This window comes from Rhizobium gallicum bv. gallicum R602sp, assembly GCF_000816845.1.
Lineage (GTDB): Bacteria > Pseudomonadota > Alphaproteobacteria > Rhizobiales > Rhizobiaceae > Rhizobium > Rhizobium gallicum.
The window spans coordinates 490,074-507,254 of sequence record NZ_CP006879.1; the positions used below are offsets into that span (position 1 = coordinate 490,074).

Sequence of the window (17,181 nt, forward strand, 5' to 3'; positions counted from 1 at the left end):
CTAAGCTTCCGGAAGCGAATACCGCGCAAGAACCGCCCCCTCATCTCCGTCGATGGTCACCTCGATGACCTCGTTGACCAATTGCGCCTCTACCAGTTCCTGAAGAATGAGATCAAACAGCTCCCGTTGCAGCGAAGGCAGGACTTGCGGGACGATGATCACAAGGCCCGCGTGCAATTCTTCCTTCGCATAGAGTTTTCGAAAGTCGCGGGCGTCTTTCGTGACGAAGGTGAAATCTCCCTCGATTATTCGAGGTATGAGATCCCAATCGGCTTCGCCGCTCAGTCCGAGCCAATTGACGCGGAAACAATCGTGGCCGTGACCTTGGGCCACGGCCACGAGAGACGAATGAAGGCATTCATCGATGAGAAACTTCACGAGGTGGCGCCCGACGGTTTTCGGGCGCCTTCATTTGAAAGTTTCAAACGCTTTACCGACTTCACTTTCAGTCCTTGATCGGAAAGCTTTCGCGGCCGCCCCCGGGCGGGATGTGCCGCTGTCCAGATTTCCGCGAGCTCCACCATTCGCTCGGTCAGCGATGGATAGCCCTCGACAATTTCCTCGGTGCTCGCGCCCTGGATTTTCATCGCGGCAATCATCCGTACTGGAACACGCGTCCCTTTGAAGACTGGTTCGCCGCCAACGACGCCTTTCACGCTGTGAATGATTTTCTCAGCTTCCCCAAGTGCTTCGGCGCGTGCGGCCAACTGCTCTCTTGCCCGAGCGACATCGACGATCAAATAGTCGTCTGCCCTTATCGTATTGGCGTCGGGGTTCTGGTCGATGGTATCGAATAGACGTTTGCGACGCTCAGCAGACAAGATCGATCCGACGCCATACCAGAGCTTCAAGCGAAGTAGATCCTCATCGGTGAGTGCTCGGCGCTCACTGCTGAACGGATGAGTCGCGATGATCCGCTTGTCAATCGCATTGTGTACCGATTTTACAGCGATCTCACTGACAGCTGCAGCCTCGGCAGGCGTGTAGGCGCGTGATGTCGTAGCCATAATCATTCTCCTTGCGAAGAATATATAACGCAACTGACGCCTGGCGTAAAGATTGACCACTCGGCCTTGGCTGGTGGTCGCTCTCACTGGAACATTTTTCGCTGATGAAGAGATTTAAAAAATTCGCGCTTGGACCGAGGAGAGCGTTTGTTAGAAGGCACTAATCGCGCCTTGACTTAACCAATTCCTCATGGCTGACACCAAGCGCCTGCGCAAGCTCATAGAGCGTGATAATCGTCGGGTTACGCCGTCCGCGCTCCAAGCCGCTAATATATTGTTGGCTAAACCCGGAGCGAGCTTGAACGTCCTCCTGAGTCAGGCCCTGCTCCCGACGCAGAAGGGCGAAATTTCTCCCCACGAGTTTGCGCATATCCATGACGCGGAAAATCGCGGTTTACATACTTTAAGTTTATCAACTAAAGTGTGTAAACGCGCTCGAACACCTGTCCGTCCAGAGCGGTGGCTTAAATGTCGAGGTTAAATCAGCGGCCTTGTCCTAACCCTAGAAAAATTGGATGTAGCGGCTTAACGGATATAATGCGGACGAGGCTTTGGTTCCGATCGGTGAGAGAATGAAGTTTGAGGAGAAACGGATGAACGATGTGGGCTCATCCGAGGCGAATGACCAACGGAAGGCAACAGGATCTCGCTACAGGTCGATGCACAAGTCAGAATTGGAGGCGCTGGCGGTTTCCGCGATCAGCGAACACCGCAGCCTTCTCGCCGCCGACGAAGCTGTCTATGAGGAGTGGACTCGCGCGAGCGCCGACCCGTCCGTCTCCAGCGCCGTACTCAAGAACCTGCAAGACGAGTATATCGCGCGTCAGAAGAAATCCGAAGCCCAGCAGGAGGAACTTTCGGACATCATCGACGCGCTTGGCTATGTCCCTGATGTTCCCTCGGATGGCGATGAATGACGTTCAAACGAGACCGTGATCTTTAGCGATCGCTACGAGTTGCGCAACGGTTGCTGCTTCAAGCTTTCGGCGCGCACTGTCGAGGTAGTGCTGCACTGTTCTCGGATTGATTCCCGTCAGCATCGCGGTTTCCGGGGCACTCTTGCCCTTTGCCGCCCACATGACGCACATCGCTTCTCTTGGTGAAAGGAGCCCTTTCGGGGCGACGATTGTCGCCGCAGCTATGATTTTCAGGCGGTAGTGAATCGCGATGACCGCCTGTATCGCTTTTTGCCCGTCCTGCAATATTGAACGGTCGGCCTTCTTCTCCGAGGAGGCAAACGTCAGCATCATCGTGGAGCCAAAACTTCCTTCGACAGGAATCGTCACCCCACTACGAATGCCGTGTTCGATGGCTTGGTCCCGAAAGCGCCTGAGTTCGGACGCTCCACGAGCCGGCCAGTCATCGGCCGTCCAGGAAAACATCTCCATGCGACGCTTGGCTTCCGTGACGACTGGATCGATGAGGAAATATCGGCTGCCGAGATAAATATCCTGCCATTCCTCGGGATAGGAATTGAACGTACGGATTTCAGCGCCTTCGGTTTGCAGATAGGCGAAACGCTCAAAGCCACAAGAATTCGCGAATCTATTCAGAGCGCTTTTGATCATACGTTCATCGCGCGCGGCTTCTGCCATGTCGATGAGGGAGCGAAGGTCTCCGTCCACTGACTTTTCTCCTATGTTCTTGCCCAGCTGCGCGCCTTCCATCCGTCGCGCCTTTCACGCGGCGTTGGTTAGACGGTGCAACGTTCGCCGACCGGAGCCACTTGGGACATCGGACGATGACTGCGAACTGTCCGCCCGCTTCTTTTCCAATGAAAACATGAGGTGCCCTGCTACGCGAAGCATATCCACGATCGATGCACGATAGGTCTACTTCCCGTTTTCCGGGCATTCAAGTGCCGTTAGTCTATAACATATCAAAAGAATCAGAGATTCTGCTGATACCTGATTGCGGCGGTGTGGAAGGGTTCGACCAGCCTCACCTGATTATCGGCAAACCGGGATTTCTGATCCCCGACTGGTGGTCGCCATAGGCTGAGGGAAAAACAATATCCTGATCTACCAGGACATTGAACTCGTAGCCAGGACGGATGCGGATCGTCGGCTGTACGTTGAGGTTCTTCGAGATCGATTGTTCCGCGACGCGACCGAAGCTTTCCGCAAAATTCCGTCGTGCTGCGTCCGACGCCGTATCTTGCGTCGCAAGAGTCGAACTTTCAGGCAACGACATGTCGATCCCGGTTCCGATGATCGCGACCAGCGCGGCCGACCCGAAGGTCCGCCAAAGATGGCGATCCACCTTGTCCTTGAGCCCGCCGTAGCCTTCCGCGTCCGTGCCGGCCATGCCGCCAATCTGCAGGGTCGACCCGTTCGGGAAAATGAGGTCGGTCCAGACGACGAGAACACGTTCCTGACCAAAGAACACCTTGGAATCGTAACGGCCGAACAGCTTTGCGCCCTGCGGGATGAGCAGGCGATACCCGGTCGCGCTGTCGTAGACATTCTGGCTGATCTGAGCGGTCATGCGCCCTGGCAAGTCGGAATTTAGGCCGGTGATCAAGGTCGCCGGAATGATCGAGCCGCGCTTCAATTCGTAGGGTGACATCTGTGGCACGACCTGGTCAGGCAGGTAACCAAGATCCTTGATATTCTGATTGAAGAAATCCTCCTTCGATGTCTGGCCGTTCTGATCGAAGTTCTGGCCCATCAGACCAGATTTCATCGCGGCGGCATAGAGGTCTGAGGCACTGTTTACCGCGGCATTTGTCGTCTGTCGGCCCGTGTTCGTGAGGTCTGAAGCCTTGTCGACATTGGATGTGTCTACCTTCAGCGGCGAATCGAGCGCCGTAGCGCGCGCCTGGAGGCGAGCCATCCGCTGACGCTGGGCCTCGCGCATATACTGTTCATCCTGTTCTCGCTTCAGGCGAGCCTTCCACTCCTCTTCGGATTCGAGCCTGGGCCGCCGCTCTTCCCGTTCTGCGGGCTGGCGTTCACCAACCGGTTCCTCTTTGTCGACCTTGTGCTCAATGACAGGGGTCGGCTGGAACGCCTCGCGCTCAGCCGGTTCGCCGATAATTCCATCCGATATACCCCGTTTTAGTTGGTCACCGAAACTTGTCGCGGGGGTATTGGAGGCGTTTTCGATGTCGCTGCCACGGTTGAAGGAGAGACCGCGCCATGACAGGCCAATCACGACCACGCCGATGAACAGCGCGATGATCATGATGGCGACGATGATCGGCAGGCGATTGAGGCGGCGCATGCCCTGCTGATCGTCGGCTTGGTTGGGGGCACCAAGCTGGAGCGACTGGACCATATTCTCCTCCGTCAGTTGCGCTGCATGATCGAAATTGGACTTGCCGGCGTGGCGCCGGCCGTAGTCGGCGTATAAGCACGGCCAAGGGCAATGGAAGGCGTCGAAAGCCGCGCCAGAACCTGTCCGTCGAAGCCATCGATCGCATAGGCAAGCTCGACCGGTTTGGCGTCCTTGGCGACTTTGCCATCCCCAACCACCGAGTAGCCCCGTCCTTTCAGGGCCGCCTCGAGCGCGATGGCGAATTCCGATGTGCCCTTGTCCATCTTGATGGTGGTCGTTCCGGCCGGGCCGATCTGTTCAGCGAGGCGATTTGCCATGTCGCCGGCGATGGCGGTTGCGGTTGGTCCGGTGACGGCTACCGGGGTTGAACTGGTGGTCAGAGCGTCGTCAGTCGTTTGGCAACCCGAAAGCAGAGCAGCGGCGGCGATAAGCATGAGAAGCGTCCGCATCGTTCACCCTCCCCGTCGGATGGTGATTTTCTGTTGCCGCCAACCGACCCCGGAAACGAGGATCGCCTTGTCCACCGCATAGTCGACGATCATCATGTCGTTTTTCATCCGATAGTTGACGATGCGGTTCTGGCCACCTGACACGACGAAAAGAACCGGCGCATCCCGGCCGGAGGTCGACTTCGGGAACTGGATGTAGGTTTTCACCCCGTCCGAATAGACCCGTTTCGGCTTCCACGAGGCGCTTCCGCTGACTGAATAGGAGAAGTTGAGCTTGTCCGGCGCCGTGCCGGGAATGCCGCCGGTTTCGAGCCGGGCATTGATGTCGGCGAGCTTGGTCGTCACGTCTTCCGGATACTCGAAACCGACGCGCGCCATATACTGGCTGGGATGGGACTTGAGCTGGATATGGTAGGTTCGCCGGGAGGTCGTGACGATCATCGAGGTGAGAAGGCCTGGCTCCGACGGTTTGACGATAAGATGGATTGCCTGCCCACCGGCAGCACCAGAGGTCGCAGGTTCTACCTTCCAGCGCACAGTGTCGCCGACGAGGACATCGCGAACGATCTCGCCGCCCTGCAATTCGATATCGCAGACCTGCAGAGGTGAGCAGACGACAGACGGCTGCGTTTCGCCAAACAGGAAGATCACCTTCCCGTCCGGTCCTTTCGTGACGAGGCCCGGTGTGCCGCGCCATTTCCCCGAAATATTCGTGCCCCTCACCTCATTCGTTGTCATGCTCTGCGCTTGAGCGCCCATCGCGAGCAAGAGTCCGGCCATGCAGCTGGCGGCTGCGATCAATCCTGTTCTGTGCATTGAGAAATCCCCTGCCCTTAAAGCTGTGCCGTCCAGTCGAAGTCCCGGACATAGAGACCGATCGGATTGAGTCGGATGGTCGCCTCGTCCTGTGGCGTGGTCAGCGCCACCGTTGCGATCCCCCGGAAACGGCGCGTTCCGGTTTCCTTGCCGTTCCGGTCACGCTCATATTCCGTCCAGTCGATCTGGTAGGTTTGGTTCGAGAGCGCCACAATGTTGTTGACCTCGATGGCGACCGTCGATGTCTTCGCCTTCTCGAACGGCGAATTGCCGCGGAACCAGGCGTTGATCTTCTGGGTCGACGGATCGGAGGTGCGAAGAAGCGCGTAGGTCCGATCGATATATTGCTTCTGCACCACCGCATCAGGCGTAATGGAGCGGAAGCTGGTGACGAAATTGCCGAGCGTCGCGCGCACGACACGTGCATCGGCATATTCTATCTGCTCGGCAAACCCGGCTGTGATCGACGTTCCGAGCTTGTCGACCTCAACGATATAGGGCACCAGCTTGACCTGGGTACTGAGATACATCGCGTAGCTGAAGCCGATGACGGCCATGGCGAGGCCAAGAATGCCGACGATGCGCCATGCGGCAGCAGCCTGCACATGGGAGCCATAGCGTTCGGTCCATTCCTGGCGGGCGGCAAGGTACGGATTTTCTGGGGCGCGGTTTGCGGCCATCTAACCCTCGCTTTCTGATTACGGTTTGTCGTTGCGTTCGGGAGGGGTCTTGGGTCCGCTGTGACCGCTGCGCTGTTCATCGAGCTTGGCGTTGGCCAAACCGAGAATGGACCCGGCATAAGCGCCTGGAGAGCCGATCGCCTTTTCCTTCGCGGCCGATCCCGCAGCCTGTGCGCCGGAGCTGAAGCTCGCGCCCATGCCGCGAAGAGCGGCCCCTGCGACAGACGACCCTGCAGCGCGGGCCGCTTGAGCCGCCGCAAAGCCCGCGCCGGCCGCGCCTGCGGCGAGGAAGCCCGTACCTGCGGCGAACGAGGCGGCTTGTCCGCCATGGCGGATCGCTTCCATTCCTGCGGAAACTGATGCGCCCTGCACAACGCCCTGAATAATGTTCGGGACATACATGGCGATGATGAAGACCACGACGGAAATACCGGCGATGGCCAAGGTCGTAACGAACTGATCGGACGAGGCGGTGGGCGCCTGGGCAAGACCCAGCAAGACGTTCGACCCGATCTTGGCGATCATCACCAAGGCCATGAGCTTCAAGCCGACGCCGAAGGCGTAGACGAGGTAGCGAATAGCAAAATCTTTCGTGAAGGATGAGCCGCCGAGTCCGAGCATAATCATGCCGGCGAGCAGGCCGACGTACATCTCGACCATGACCGACACGAAAATCGCTGCGACAAGCGAAAAGCAGATGACGACAATGCCCATTGCCAACACCGCCGCGATCGCAAGTGCATTGTCCTCGAACACACCGAACTTTGCTTGTTCCGACATTTGCGAGGCGACCCGGATGCCAGCGTCAAACACTTCAGCGGGCGAAGCCGAACCGCCGCCGGCGCCAATTTGGAAAAGGCTGTCGACCACGGCTCGCGCAAACGTCGGACCTTGCTCGAGAACAAATGCGAAGAAGCCGACGAACATGATCCGACGAACCAGTTCGGCGAACCAGCTGTCCAGCGACGCGGCTTGGATCGCGAGCCAGACGGCGGCAATGCCAATCTCGATTGCCGCGAGGATCCAGAAAAGGGATTTCGCCGCATCCATGATGGTGGTCTCCCACCCCTTCGCAGCGGACGAGACCTGGTTTTCCAATTCCGTGAGGACCTGTCCCTCCTGCGCGAAAGCCGGTACGGCATAGGCGATGAAAAGAAGCCCTGCGATCAGCAATGGACGTGCAACGTTTACCTTCACCATCTCGGCCGCATCTCCTGACCATTCTTGATCGGCGGCAGCTGCTTCTCAGATCCGAAGAAATTCTCCCGGGCAGCGCGCTGTTCCTCGGGGAGCGCGGGTTTGCCGCTGTCTCTGGAGTTGACGATCAGCACGGCCGCAGCAGCCGATACAGCGGCAACAGCCGACAGCCGGGCAATCAGGAGGACGCGGCTCACCAGCGAGGCTCCATTTTCTGACCCTCTGGAATGCTTTTTGCCCCGGCGTTAAAGAACTTTTCCCGCCGCGCCTGCGCCAAGTCCTTGTCGGTCTGTTCGGTCTGGAGCCATGTCCCCATCATCGTCATCTGTTGCGAGACGAGACCGCGAAGTTTCTGCATCTGCGCGACTTGTTGAGCGGCGATTTGGTGCCCGACCTGCAGGGCCTTCATCTGTCCGTCAGCCGTCTCGGACATCGAGCGCAATGAGGACATCGTGTCTTCCTCACTATCGAACTGGTCGGAGGTGAGGCTCGCCGCCTTCAGCGTACCGGCGATCGTGTCGCGGTTGGTGTCCGACCATGACTGGTAGGTGGACGAGAATGTCGCATTACTCGGCAAGTTGGTCTTGATGTCAGCGTAGCTCTTGAAGCGCTGCTGCAACACATCGTCCGAATTCCCCATCGAAAACGAAATGCTCTGTCCCTGCTCGACAATATTTCGGAGTTGATTGAGGTCGCTCTCCACCTGTCCCCAAATATGGTTTGGAAGCTGGGCGGTGTTCTGCAGCATGTTCTCGTAGATCTTCAGCTGGTTCTGGATCTGCTCGGCGAGCTGGCTGATCTGCGTGATCTGGTTCTGGATCTGCTCACCCGACTTCCCGACTAAGGAGATGAGTTCGCCGTTGTTGAGAACCTGCGTCCATTCGGTTGCAGCACCCGTGGCCGTGCCGGCATGTGCCGGCGTCACGGCCATGATCGTCAACGCAGCGGCCACCAGGCCGGCGAGCCATTTATTCGAAATTGAGCAGCGATACGGCATCACGGACTCCTCTCGTCTGTAGCCAGTGGATCGGCCAGTCGTGACCATGTTCGGATTTCAGCGCCCGGATGCGCTTCAGGTCTTCCTTGCCGGACGCCCCGACAAAGCTGAGGGCAACGGGTCCAAGCGACATGTCGAAAAGCCGCCGCCCCTCGGGGGTGGCGACGTAGTATTCTCGCTTGGGGATCGAGCCGGAAACGATCTCGATCTGGCGTTCGTTGAAGCCAATCCGCTCGTAGAATTCCCGCGTGCCGGGTTGGCGAGCGGCGCCATTCGGAAGGCATATCTTCGTCGGGCAAGATTCCTTCAGCACGTCGATGATGCCGGACCGTTCGGCATCCGAGATCGACTGGGTCGCGAGAACGACAGCGCAGTTCGCCTTACGCAGCACCTTCAGCCATTCGCGGATCTTGCTGCGGAATACCGGATGGCCGAGCATCAGCCAGGCCTCGTCGAGCACGATCAGGCTCGGGAACCCATCCAGGCGCTTCTCGATCCGGCGGAATAGGTAGGTCAGGACCGGCACGAGATTGCGCTCACCCATGTTCATGAGCTGCTCGATCTCGAAGGTCTGGAAGGCGCCAAGCGATAGACCGTCCTCTTCCGCATCGAGGAGCTGACCCATCGGCCCGTCGACGGTATAGTGATGAAGCGCATCCTTGATCTCGCGCATCTGCACGCCGCTGACGAAATCCGAGAGCGAGCGGCCGGCCGCGCTGGTCATCAGGCCGACCTGGCGGGAGATGGCGTTGCGATGATCGGGGGTGATGGAGACGCCCTGCAGGCCGACCAGCATCTCGATCCAATCCGTCGCCCAGGCCCGATCGGCGTCGGTTCCGAGGCCGGAAAGCGGGCAGAACGCCAGAGCCCTCCCCTCTTCCGCGTTGTCGCCGCCGATCTCATAGTGATCGCCACCCGCGGCGAGCGTCAGGGGCAGAAGCGAGCTTCCCTTGTCAAACGCGAAGATCTGCGCATTTTGGTAGCGACGAAACTGTGCAGCGATCAGTGCCAGGAGTGTCGATTTGCCGGATCCGGTCGGACCGAAGATCAGCGTGTGGCCGACATCATCCACATGCAGGTTGAGCCGGAACGGCGTGGAGCCGCTTGCGACCTGCATCAGCGGCGGCGAGTTCGGGGGGTAGAACGGGCACGGAGCAACCGGGTTTCCCGACCAGACCGCGTTGAGGGGGATCAGGTCGGCGAGATTGCTGGTGTTGATCAGCGGCTCGCGGATGTTGCTATACCAATTCCCCGGAAGACTTCCGAGGAAGGCGTCGGTGGCGTTGAGCGTTTCGATCCGCGCGCCGAAACCTTCGGCCTGGATCAGCCGCCGGATGGCTTCAGCCTTCTCCTGCAGCGCCTCGCGGTCTGAATCAAAGAGGATGACAACAGGTGTGTAGTAGCCATAGGCAACCAGTTGCGACGAGGCTTGCGCGATCGCATCCTCGGTCTCAGCCACCATGGTCATCGCGTCCTGATCGACGGAACGCGATTGCGTCTGAAAGAGCTGGTCGAAAAACGGCCGTACCTTCTGTTGCCACTTCTTTCGCGTGCGTTCGAGCTTCGCTCTCGCTTCCTCGGCATCGAGGAAGATGAAGCGCGACGACCACCGATAGGTGAGCGGCATCAGGTCGAGGCTGTTCAAAATGCCCGGCCAGCTCTCTGCCGGCAGGCCGTCGATAGCGACAACGCTGAGGTATCGGTTCTCAATCTTCGGCGTCAGCCCGTGCTCAAGCTCGGCCGTGGCGATCCAATCGAGATACATGGGGACATCCGGAAGCCGGATCGGATGGCTTTCCCCGGTGATGCAGAAGCGGACGAACTGAAGCAGTTCGTCATACCGGACAATCCGCTCCCCTCCCCTCTCGACCGTTTCGCGGGTTTCCATTCGCCGGATCGATAACGTGTTCGCGAAATACTGCTCGATTTCGCGGATGGCGTTCTTGAAAACGAAGAGCACCGTGTCCGCATAGGACGTCCTACGGCTCTCCCCGTCGGCATAGATGTATTTGCTGAGAGCGATCTTCTTGGACTCGAGCGGCCGGTAGGTCAGGATCAGGGCGTGCTTGCTCTCGAAATGCCCCTGCTCGCGCGCGAAATGCGCCCGGCGCTCGGCGTCAATCGCGCGCGTGACCGGGTCAGGGAAATAGCAACGGTCCTCCGATGGATAGTCGACCGTCGGAATGCGGATGGCCTCGGCTTGGATCATCCAGCCGCTTCCAAGCCGCGACAGGACCGCATTCATCTGCCTCGACACCTCATTGCGTTCGATGTCGGTCGCACTTTCGGAATCGGGGCCGGCAAAGTACCAGCCGGCCATCAGGCTTCCGTCCTTCAGCAGGAGGACGCCATTGTCGACTAGACCGGCATATGGAACGAGATCCGCAAAGGATGGGCCCGTGGCCCGGAAGCGTTTGAGACCTACCACAACCGCCCCCTCAAAACCGTCGCCACGGCGATGTGGTCGCCTTGTAATATGGCTTGTAGGAAATGTGTCGCACGTAGACCTGCCGCATGAGCGGATCGGACTTCGCCATCATCCTGAGCAGCCCGACGATCACGATCCAGACGGCGACGCCGAAGAGCGCCGAATAGACCGTGAGGACGACGAAGATCAGGATCACGGCCGCAAGACCCGTGATCAATACTAGCTCCCGGTCCGCGCCCATCAGCAGGTTCGGGCGGGACAGAGCGCGGTGGATACGATTGCGCTGCAGGCCGGACAGCGACTCAGCCATGAGCCCCCTCCCCTTCTCCGGTCGAACCAGTCGACGTGATCTGCGCGTCCGTCAGCCCGATCGAGGCGCCCGTCGCACCGAACAAGCCCACGATGGTGGTGGCGCCGAGCAGGATGCCGGCGACGAGTACGACGTACACAAGCCGCCGCGCGAAATCGTTCAGCTCCCCGCCAAAGATCAACATGCCGCCTGCGATTGCGACGGCCGCAAGCGCGATATAGCCGGCAACTGGGCCAGTGATGGATTCCTGAATTTGCTCGAGCGGTCCCTCCCAAGGAAGGCTGCCGCCGGAACTGGCCAGTGCCGGCGCGACCGATGCGAAAAGACTGGACGCTGCAATGAGCGCGACGGCGATGAGTGCATGCTTATGCGACATGGCGCGCCTCCTGTTCTTCGGTGAGCTGATCGGATTCGATCTCGTATTGACCGCCCGCAAACCGCTCGACGTGGATGACGTCGCGAACGCGCCGCCCGCGCGGCGTCCGCTCGATCGAAATGATGAGATCGACAGCCTCGCCGATCACCTCGTGCATCGGCTGCTGGCTTGCCTCGGCTGTCAGCTGCTCAAGGCGACGCAGCGCCGACATGGCGGTGTTAGAGTGAATTGTCGCCACACCTCCCGGATGGCCGGTGTTCCAGGCCTTGAGTAGTGTAAGGGCAGCGCCGTCACGGACTTCACCCACGACGATCCTGTCGGGACGCAAGCGCATGGTGCTCTTCAAGAGCCGCGCCATGTCGACCGTATCGCTGGTATGCAGGAGAACGGCGTTTTCAGCCGCGCACTGAATTTCCGCAGTGTCCTCAAGAATGACGAGCCGATCCTCCGGCGCGGATTTGACGATCTCGTCGATAACTGCGTTTGCGAGCGTCGTCTTGCCTGAACCGGTTCCCCCGGAAATAACAATGTTCAAGCGCGAAGAGATTGCACTGCGGATCGTGGACGCCTGATACCCGCTTATCACGCCAGAGCCCACATAGTCTTCAAGCGGAATGAGGCGCGAGGCACGACGGCGGATGGTGAAGGCAGGGTTGGCGACCACGGGGGGCAAGAGCCCTTCAAAGCGGTGGCCGCCGATCGGCAGTTCGCCGGAGATGATCGGTTGTTCCGGGCCGACTTCGGACTGAAGCGCATGCGCCACGGTTCCGATCACCATTTCTGCGGCGGCTGCGGACATTTCGCCGGCGGGAGCAACGCCATGACCGAGTCGTTCGATGTACAGCCTTCCGTCCGGATTGAGCATGATCTCAACGACATTTTTGTCGTTCAGCGCAACGCATAGCTGATCGCCGAGCGCCTCCTGAATTTTGCGGACAAGCCGCGGGTGCGAACGAAGCTGGTTCACGGATTTCTCCTTACGCTGATTGGCTGAGATGGGTGACTTCAGAGCGATAATTGGAGGGGCGAAGCTTAAGGAATATGTCCGCATTGGCGGGCAGCGTGCCCGCCACGGCTATCGTCATGCCGATCTTCTTGGGCTCACCCAAACGCTGCAGCGGCCATCCGACACGAGCGAGGATCCGCTCGAATCGAACGTCAGTCACAGTGACAATCTCGGTGTAGCCATTCGCCACGCACCATTCGATGATGCCTGCGAACATGGTCAGCGTCGTCTCATGGACCGACCCGTCTCCCGTTCTCTCCGTAAGCGTCGTGTCTACGCAGAAGCGGGAGCTCTCGATCATCGCCGAATGGGCATGGAGCCGTCCTCCTGGAAGGAGCGACGAAAAGACGTTTTCGGCCATTGTTGGACCCAGGGTTGGAAGAAGCCTGGCGCAGCCCGCAACGCGGTTGTCGGAAGAGACCGCGAGGATGTAAACGGGCCGGAGATTGTCGAACGAATCCTCCTCTCGGCCATCGACAACGTCGACCTCCCAGCCGAGCCGATCGGAAAAGACATGTGCCCGCAAGGAGTGGTGGGCATCGAGGAGCTGGTGCTCGCGATGAGTCCTTGCGGTAGAGATAGCGATCATATGCATGATTTTCTCCGTCATTGAATGACGGCTGGGAAATGAGCACGGATCGAAGCGGTGCGGCAGTTGTCGAATTCTACAAGGTCGGTTCAGCTGTGCCGCATCGCCCATTTGTCGAAAGTGCGATGACATCCCATGGTGGTCTGCCAGCTCATTCGCGTTCGTTACTTGTAGGATTCACAGGAGAACAATTCGAGATCAAGGACATAGGAGAGCTGGGCTAACCCTCGGAGCGGAAATACAAAAATCGGAAAAACCGCTTGTGCATCATTCCCAAGCCTTTAACCACTTGTTAACTCTAAACTTCTGGACGCGTTTGGGAGAATCATGTTCTATCTCTGGCGGGCAATGGCCGGTAAACCGGTTGAAGGCCGCCAAGAGGAACAGATGGCGATAGCAAACCGAGTAGAATCAGTTGTCGGCTCCAAGGAAGATGCTGGCGGCAAAATCATGCGTCACGCAGGGCTTCTGTCCGGGCAATTGCAGCAGCTCAGAACTCGCATGTATCCTCCAAAGTCGGAAAAGATCCTGCGTCCGTTTCTGACCAATGAAGTATCGAAGCTCACGTCTATACCCGATTCCACCCTGAAGCTCATGTCTACCGAAGGACGTGGACCGGTTCCCAGCAGGCTGGAGAATAACCATCGCGTCTACACGCTGGCCCAGATCAATGAGCTGCGTGAGTTGTTCGCAATGCAGAAACCTGCGGACGCCTTGCGATTCCTTCCTCGCCGTCGCGCCGGCGAGCATCTCCAGGTCGTTGCAATAGCCAACTTTAAGGGCGGCAGCGCAAAAACCACGACCTGCGTTCATCTCTCCCATTATCTCGCGCTTCACGGTTACCGCGTCCTTGCACTGGATTTGGATCCTCAAGCATCCCTGTCCGCTATGTTTGGTGCTCAGCCAGAGATCGACGTTGGGTCAAATGAAACGATTTACGCCGCCCTGCGCTACGATGAGACCGAACGTCGTCCAATCCGCGATATCATCCGCAAGACATACTTCGATGGCATTGACCTCATTCCGGGAAATCTGGAAGTCATGGAGTATGAGCACGAAACGCCACGGGTTTTGGCGAATAAGTCGAGCTCGGGCGCAATCTTCTTCGAGCGATTGAAGCTAGCCCTTTCGGAAGTCGAGACGGACTACGATCTCGTGATCCTCGATACTCCGCCGTCGCTCGGCTTTCTAACCCTGAGCGCGATATACGCGGCGACGAGCATGATCATAACGGTCCATCCGGCCATGCTGGACGTCGCATCGATGAGCCAGTTTCTTCTCATGATGGGCGATCTGATTAGTGTCCTCAACGAGAGCGGCGCCCAGCTGGATCAGGATTTCATCCGTTACTTGGTAACACGGCACAACCCAAATGACGCTCCGCAGTCACAGGTCGTCGCGATGCTTAGGCACTTGTTCGGCGCTGATGTCTTTTTGCCGACCGCCATCGAGAGCACTGCGGTCGAGGCCGCCGGCCTAGCAAAACGTTCGATATACGAGCTCGAGATGGGACAAATCGGTCGTGATACTCAAAAACGCGCTCGTGAGGCGGTAGACGCCGTAAACGAGGCGATAGTTCGCCTCATCAACGATAGCTGGGGGCGGACATGAGCAAATCACCCCGCAAGTCCATTGTCGCCAGCTTCGGGCTGCTTTCCGCAGAGCTGGAGAATAGCCAGACAACTGACCAGCAGCCTGAGCCTCCGGCTCTGCCTTCCGGCAATCGTGTCGGGGCTGGTGTCATTGGCGCGGCCCACCGGGCAATCGACGACATCAGATCAGAGCGAGATCGGTTGAAGGCTCTTGTCGAGGCGGGCGGCGGTGCGGTTCGAGAGCTGGATCCTTCTCTCATTGACCCCTCCCCTTACCCAGACAGGCTGCCCGATGATGACGGAGCGAGTTTTGAGGCGTTCAAGCGGTCGATTGAGACTGAGGGACAAAAAGTTCCCGTCCAGGTCCGTAAACACCCGTCGTTAGCCGGACGGTATCAGATCGTCTACGGTCACCGGCGCTGGCTTGCTGCCAAGCAGCTCGGCAAGCCCGTTCGAGCCATCGAGGTGGAGATTACCGACCTCGACCTCGTTCTCGCACAAGGTATCGAAAACGCGAGTCGCCAAGACCTGACCTGGATCGAGCGCGCGCTATTTGCATCGAGAATGGATGTTGCGGGGATCAAGCCGCGCCACATCTACGCCGCGCTTTCGATCGAAGACGCCGAACTGGCACGGATGCGGAATGTCTACAGGATCATTCCCGCGGATATCATTGAGGCCATTGGGCGGGCGCCTAAGGTAGGGCGGCCACGCTGGCTCGAGCTTGCCAAGACGGTTGCGGGCGACTCTGGAACGCTTGATGCCCTGCGGGCGACATTGGTTAAGAATGGCGATGCGGCTGAGACCTCCGATCAGAGGTTTCAGCGTGCGTTGAACGCCATCAAGCCGGCAGCGAGTGGGCGTCGGGAGCCGAGCCCGATTACAGACAAGAGCGGCACAAAGCTCGGCGCCTTATCGATGTCCTCGAAAGAAGTTCGAATTTCGGCCGAGGGATCACTCGGTATCGAGTTTTTGAAGTTTGTTGAGGCGGAGCTCCCAGCGCTTACTGAGCGTTTTGCCCGCCTGCGAGAAAACGAGAATTCCTGACAGCTGTCAGGGTTTTGGAGCTTAGTGAGGAAAGGAAGTGTAGCAAAAGAAAAAGGCCCCCAAACGTTGCCGTCGTGGAAGCCTCTCTCTCTGTGTGACAACTAGAGAATCGCATTTCCCCGAATCCTAGTCAAGAGTCTTTGGCACCGTTTTTGGTGAGCGGCTTTCTTTTGCCTCTTAGAAGGTGAAGGAAAATGCAAAGTGAGCTCGTGACGACGCCCTTTGGGCGGCGGCCGGTAACGCTTGCCCTGGTGAAACGGCAGATCGCCACAAAGATCGAGTCGGGCAAGTCGGCAGATAAATGGAAGATATTCCGCGACGTTTCCACAGCGCGCGAACTGCTCGGCCTCCAGGATCGCAGCTTGGCGATTCTAGACGCTCTTTTGAGCTTCTATCCCGAAAATGAGCTGCGTCAGGACGCCGGGCTTGTCGTGTTCCCGTCGAACGCTCAGCTCACACTTCGTGCGCACGGCATAGCGGGTGCCACGCTTCGCCGACATCTAGCATTCCTAGTCGAGGCTGGGTTGATTCTTCGGAAGGACAGCGCCAACGGCAAGCGCTACGCGCGCAAAGACAGGGCCGGCGCTATCGAGAGCGCATTTGGATTCGATCTGTCGCCGCTCCTCATGCGCTCCGAGGAACTTGCTCAGATGGCGCAGCAAGTTGCTGCGGATCGGAAAGCGTTCAAAAGGGCGAAGGAAAACCTCACTATATGCCGGCGGGATGTCCGCAAGCTCATCACTGCCGCGATCGAAGAGGGTGCGGATGGGGATTGGGAGAAAATTGAGGCTATATATGTTGAGTTGGTCGGCCGCATACCTCGTTCCCCGACGCCGTCCGATCTGGGCGACCTGCTCGACGAAATGAATATGTTGCAGGAAGAAATCCTCAACACATTGGATCTGCAGCAAAAAGCAGAAAATAATAGCACCAATGATGCTCACTATGAGCGCCACATACAGAATTCAGATACCGAATCCATTAATGAACTTGAACCTAGCTCAAGAACTGAGCAGGGCGCGATTCCGAGAGAACGGACGAACGTGCAGCCGAAGGCGTTTCCGCTGGGTATGGTGTTGCGGGCGTGCCCTGAAATCGCGGCATACGGTCCTGGCGGAGTGGTAGGGAGCTGGCGAGATCTGATGGCGGCGGCCGTCACCGTGCGATCGATGCTGGGCGTTAGCCCGTCCGCCTATCAGGAAGCTTGTGATGCCATGGGACCGGAAAATGCAGCCGCCACGATCGCCTGCATTCTTGAGCGGGCAGGGCACATCAACTCGGCTGGTGGATATCTGCGAGATCTAACTTCGAAAACGAAGCGTGACGAATTTTCCCTCGGTCCGGTTCTCATGGCGCTGCTAAGAGCGAACGGAGGCTCTGGCCAGAAAACCGGTTGAGGATCGAGTGA

General features: G+C 58.4%; 20 protein-coding genes. 4 read left to right on the plus strand and 16 right to left on the minus strand.

Annotated elements, in window-relative coordinates:
* The 3 genes from RGR602_RS23300 to RGR602_RS23310 form a co-directional block, all read right to left on the minus strand.
* Positions 1–378 carry a DUF5615 family PIN-like protein gene (locus RGR602_RS23300; RefSeq protein WP_040114406.1) on the minus strand — a complete coding sequence of 126 codons (378 nt, stop codon included), beginning with the start codon at positions 376–378 and terminating at the stop codon, positions 1–3.
* On the minus strand, positions 375–1,007 hold the full coding sequence (locus RGR602_RS23305) for a DUF433 domain-containing protein (protein WP_040114407.1): 633 nt from the start codon (positions 1,005–1,007) through the stop codon (positions 375–377). Before RGR602_RS23305 ends, RGR602_RS23300 begins: the two co-directional genes overlap by 4 nt.
* A gap of 160 nt (positions 1,008–1,167) precedes the next feature.
* Positions 1,168–1,383: a helix-turn-helix domain-containing protein gene (locus tag RGR602_RS23310; RefSeq protein WP_040114408.1), complete on the minus strand. Its 216-nt coding sequence runs from the start codon at positions 1,381–1,383 to the stop codon at positions 1,168–1,170.
* A gap of 217 nt (positions 1,384–1,600) precedes the next feature.
* On the opposite strand from RGR602_RS23310, the gene RGR602_RS23315 reads away from it, so the two are divergent.
* Entirely contained in the window at positions 1,601–1,924 is a 324-nt protein-coding gene (locus tag RGR602_RS23315; protein ID WP_040114409.1) for a transcriptional repressor TraM, read from the plus strand.
* A gap of 3 nt (positions 1,925–1,927) precedes the next feature.
* Here the strand turns inward: RGR602_RS23315 and RGR602_RS23320 are convergent, their stop codons facing one another.
* The 13 genes from RGR602_RS23320 to traI all read right to left on the minus strand — a co-directional run bounded on the left by RGR602_RS23320 (position 1,928) and on the right by traI (position 13,140).
* Positions 1,928–2,632 carry an autoinducer binding domain-containing protein gene (locus tag RGR602_RS23320; RefSeq protein WP_040114495.1) on the minus strand — a complete coding sequence of 235 codons (705 nt, stop codon included), beginning with the start codon at positions 2,630–2,632 and terminating at the stop codon, positions 1,928–1,930.
* Between the two features lie 316 nt (positions 2,633–2,948).
* Positions 2,949–4,286, minus strand: a complete 1,338-nt coding sequence (gene trbI, locus RGR602_RS23325; protein ID WP_052451722.1) for an IncP-type conjugal transfer protein TrbI — start codon at positions 4,284–4,286, stop codon at positions 2,949–2,951.
* Positions 4,287–4,297: 11 nt separating this feature from the next.
* Positions 4,298–4,735 carry a conjugal transfer protein TrbH gene (gene trbH / locus RGR602_RS23330; RefSeq protein ID WP_040114410.1) on the minus strand — a complete coding sequence of 146 codons (438 nt, stop codon included), beginning with the start codon at positions 4,733–4,735 and terminating at the stop codon, positions 4,298–4,300.
* Between the two features lie 3 nt (positions 4,736–4,738).
* The gene (gene trbG, locus RGR602_RS23335) at positions 4,739–5,551 is read right to left on the minus strand and encodes a P-type conjugative transfer protein TrbG (RefSeq protein ID WP_040114411.1); all 813 of its coding nucleotides are present in this window, start codon (positions 5,549–5,551) and stop codon (positions 4,739–4,741) included.
* A gap of 17 nt (positions 5,552–5,568) precedes the next feature.
* Complete coding sequence (locus tag RGR602_RS23340) at positions 5,569–6,231, minus strand: conjugal transfer protein TrbF (protein ID WP_040114412.1); 663 nt, start codon at positions 6,229–6,231, stop codon at positions 5,569–5,571.
* An 18-nt stretch (positions 6,232–6,249) separates the two neighbouring features.
* Entirely contained in the window at positions 6,250–7,431 is a 1,182-nt protein-coding gene (gene trbL / locus RGR602_RS23345) for a P-type conjugative transfer protein TrbL (RefSeq protein WP_040114413.1), read from the minus strand.
* Positions 7,425–7,625 (minus strand): entry exclusion protein TrbK, encoded by a 201-nt coding sequence (gene trbK, locus RGR602_RS23350; protein ID WP_040114414.1) that lies wholly within the window; start codon positions 7,623–7,625, stop codon positions 7,425–7,427. Before trbK ends, trbL begins: the two co-directional genes overlap by 7 nt.
* The gene (gene trbJ, locus RGR602_RS23355; RefSeq protein ID WP_040114415.1) at positions 7,622–8,425 is read right to left on the minus strand and encodes a P-type conjugative transfer protein TrbJ; all 804 of its coding nucleotides are present in this window, start codon (positions 8,423–8,425) and stop codon (positions 7,622–7,624) included. The genes trbK and trbJ overlap by 4 nt, the downstream gene beginning before the upstream one ends.
* The gene (locus tag RGR602_RS23360) at positions 8,397–10,853 is read right to left on the minus strand and encodes a conjugal transfer protein TrbE (protein WP_040114416.1); all 2,457 of its coding nucleotides are present in this window, start codon (positions 10,851–10,853) and stop codon (positions 8,397–8,399) included. The genes trbJ and RGR602_RS23360 overlap by 29 nt, the downstream gene beginning before the upstream one ends.
* A 10-nt stretch (positions 10,854–10,863) precedes the next feature.
* Positions 10,864–11,163, minus strand: coding sequence for a conjugal transfer protein TrbD (locus tag RGR602_RS23365; protein ID WP_040114417.1), 300 nt, complete (start codon positions 11,161–11,163; stop codon positions 10,864–10,866).
* On the minus strand, positions 11,156–11,539 hold the full coding sequence (locus RGR602_RS23370) for a TrbC/VirB2 family protein (RefSeq protein ID WP_040114418.1): 384 nt from the start codon (positions 11,537–11,539) through the stop codon (positions 11,156–11,158). The genes RGR602_RS23365 and RGR602_RS23370 overlap by 8 nt, the downstream gene beginning before the upstream one ends.
* Complete coding sequence (gene trbB, locus RGR602_RS23375; RefSeq protein ID WP_040114419.1) at positions 11,529–12,506, minus strand: P-type conjugative transfer ATPase TrbB; 978 nt, start codon at positions 12,504–12,506, stop codon at positions 11,529–11,531. The genes RGR602_RS23370 and trbB overlap by 11 nt, the downstream gene beginning before the upstream one ends.
* A gap of 10 nt (positions 12,507–12,516) precedes the next feature.
* Positions 12,517–13,140, minus strand: coding sequence for an acyl-homoserine-lactone synthase (gene traI, locus RGR602_RS23380; protein WP_040114420.1), 624 nt, complete (start codon positions 13,138–13,140; stop codon positions 12,517–12,519).
* Positions 13,141–13,461: 321 nt separating this feature from the next.
* On the opposite strand from traI, the gene repA reads away from it, so the two are divergent.
* The 3 genes from repA (at position 13,462) to repC (ending at position 17,170) form a co-directional block, all read left to right on the plus strand.
* Positions 13,462–14,745: a plasmid partitioning protein RepA gene (repA, locus tag RGR602_RS23385; protein WP_040114421.1), complete on the plus strand. Its 1,284-nt coding sequence runs from the start codon at positions 13,462–13,464 to the stop codon at positions 14,743–14,745.
* Entirely contained in the window at positions 14,742–15,773 is a 1,032-nt protein-coding gene (gene repB, locus RGR602_RS23390) for a plasmid partitioning protein RepB (RefSeq protein ID WP_040114422.1), read from the plus strand. The genes repA and repB overlap by 4 nt, the downstream gene beginning before the upstream one ends.
* 194 nt (positions 15,774–15,967) lie before the next feature.
* Positions 15,968–17,170, plus strand: coding sequence for a plasmid replication protein RepC (repC, locus tag RGR602_RS23395; protein WP_040114423.1), 1,203 nt, complete (start codon positions 15,968–15,970; stop codon positions 17,168–17,170).
* The last annotated feature ends 11 nt before the right edge of the window (positions 17,171–17,181 follow it).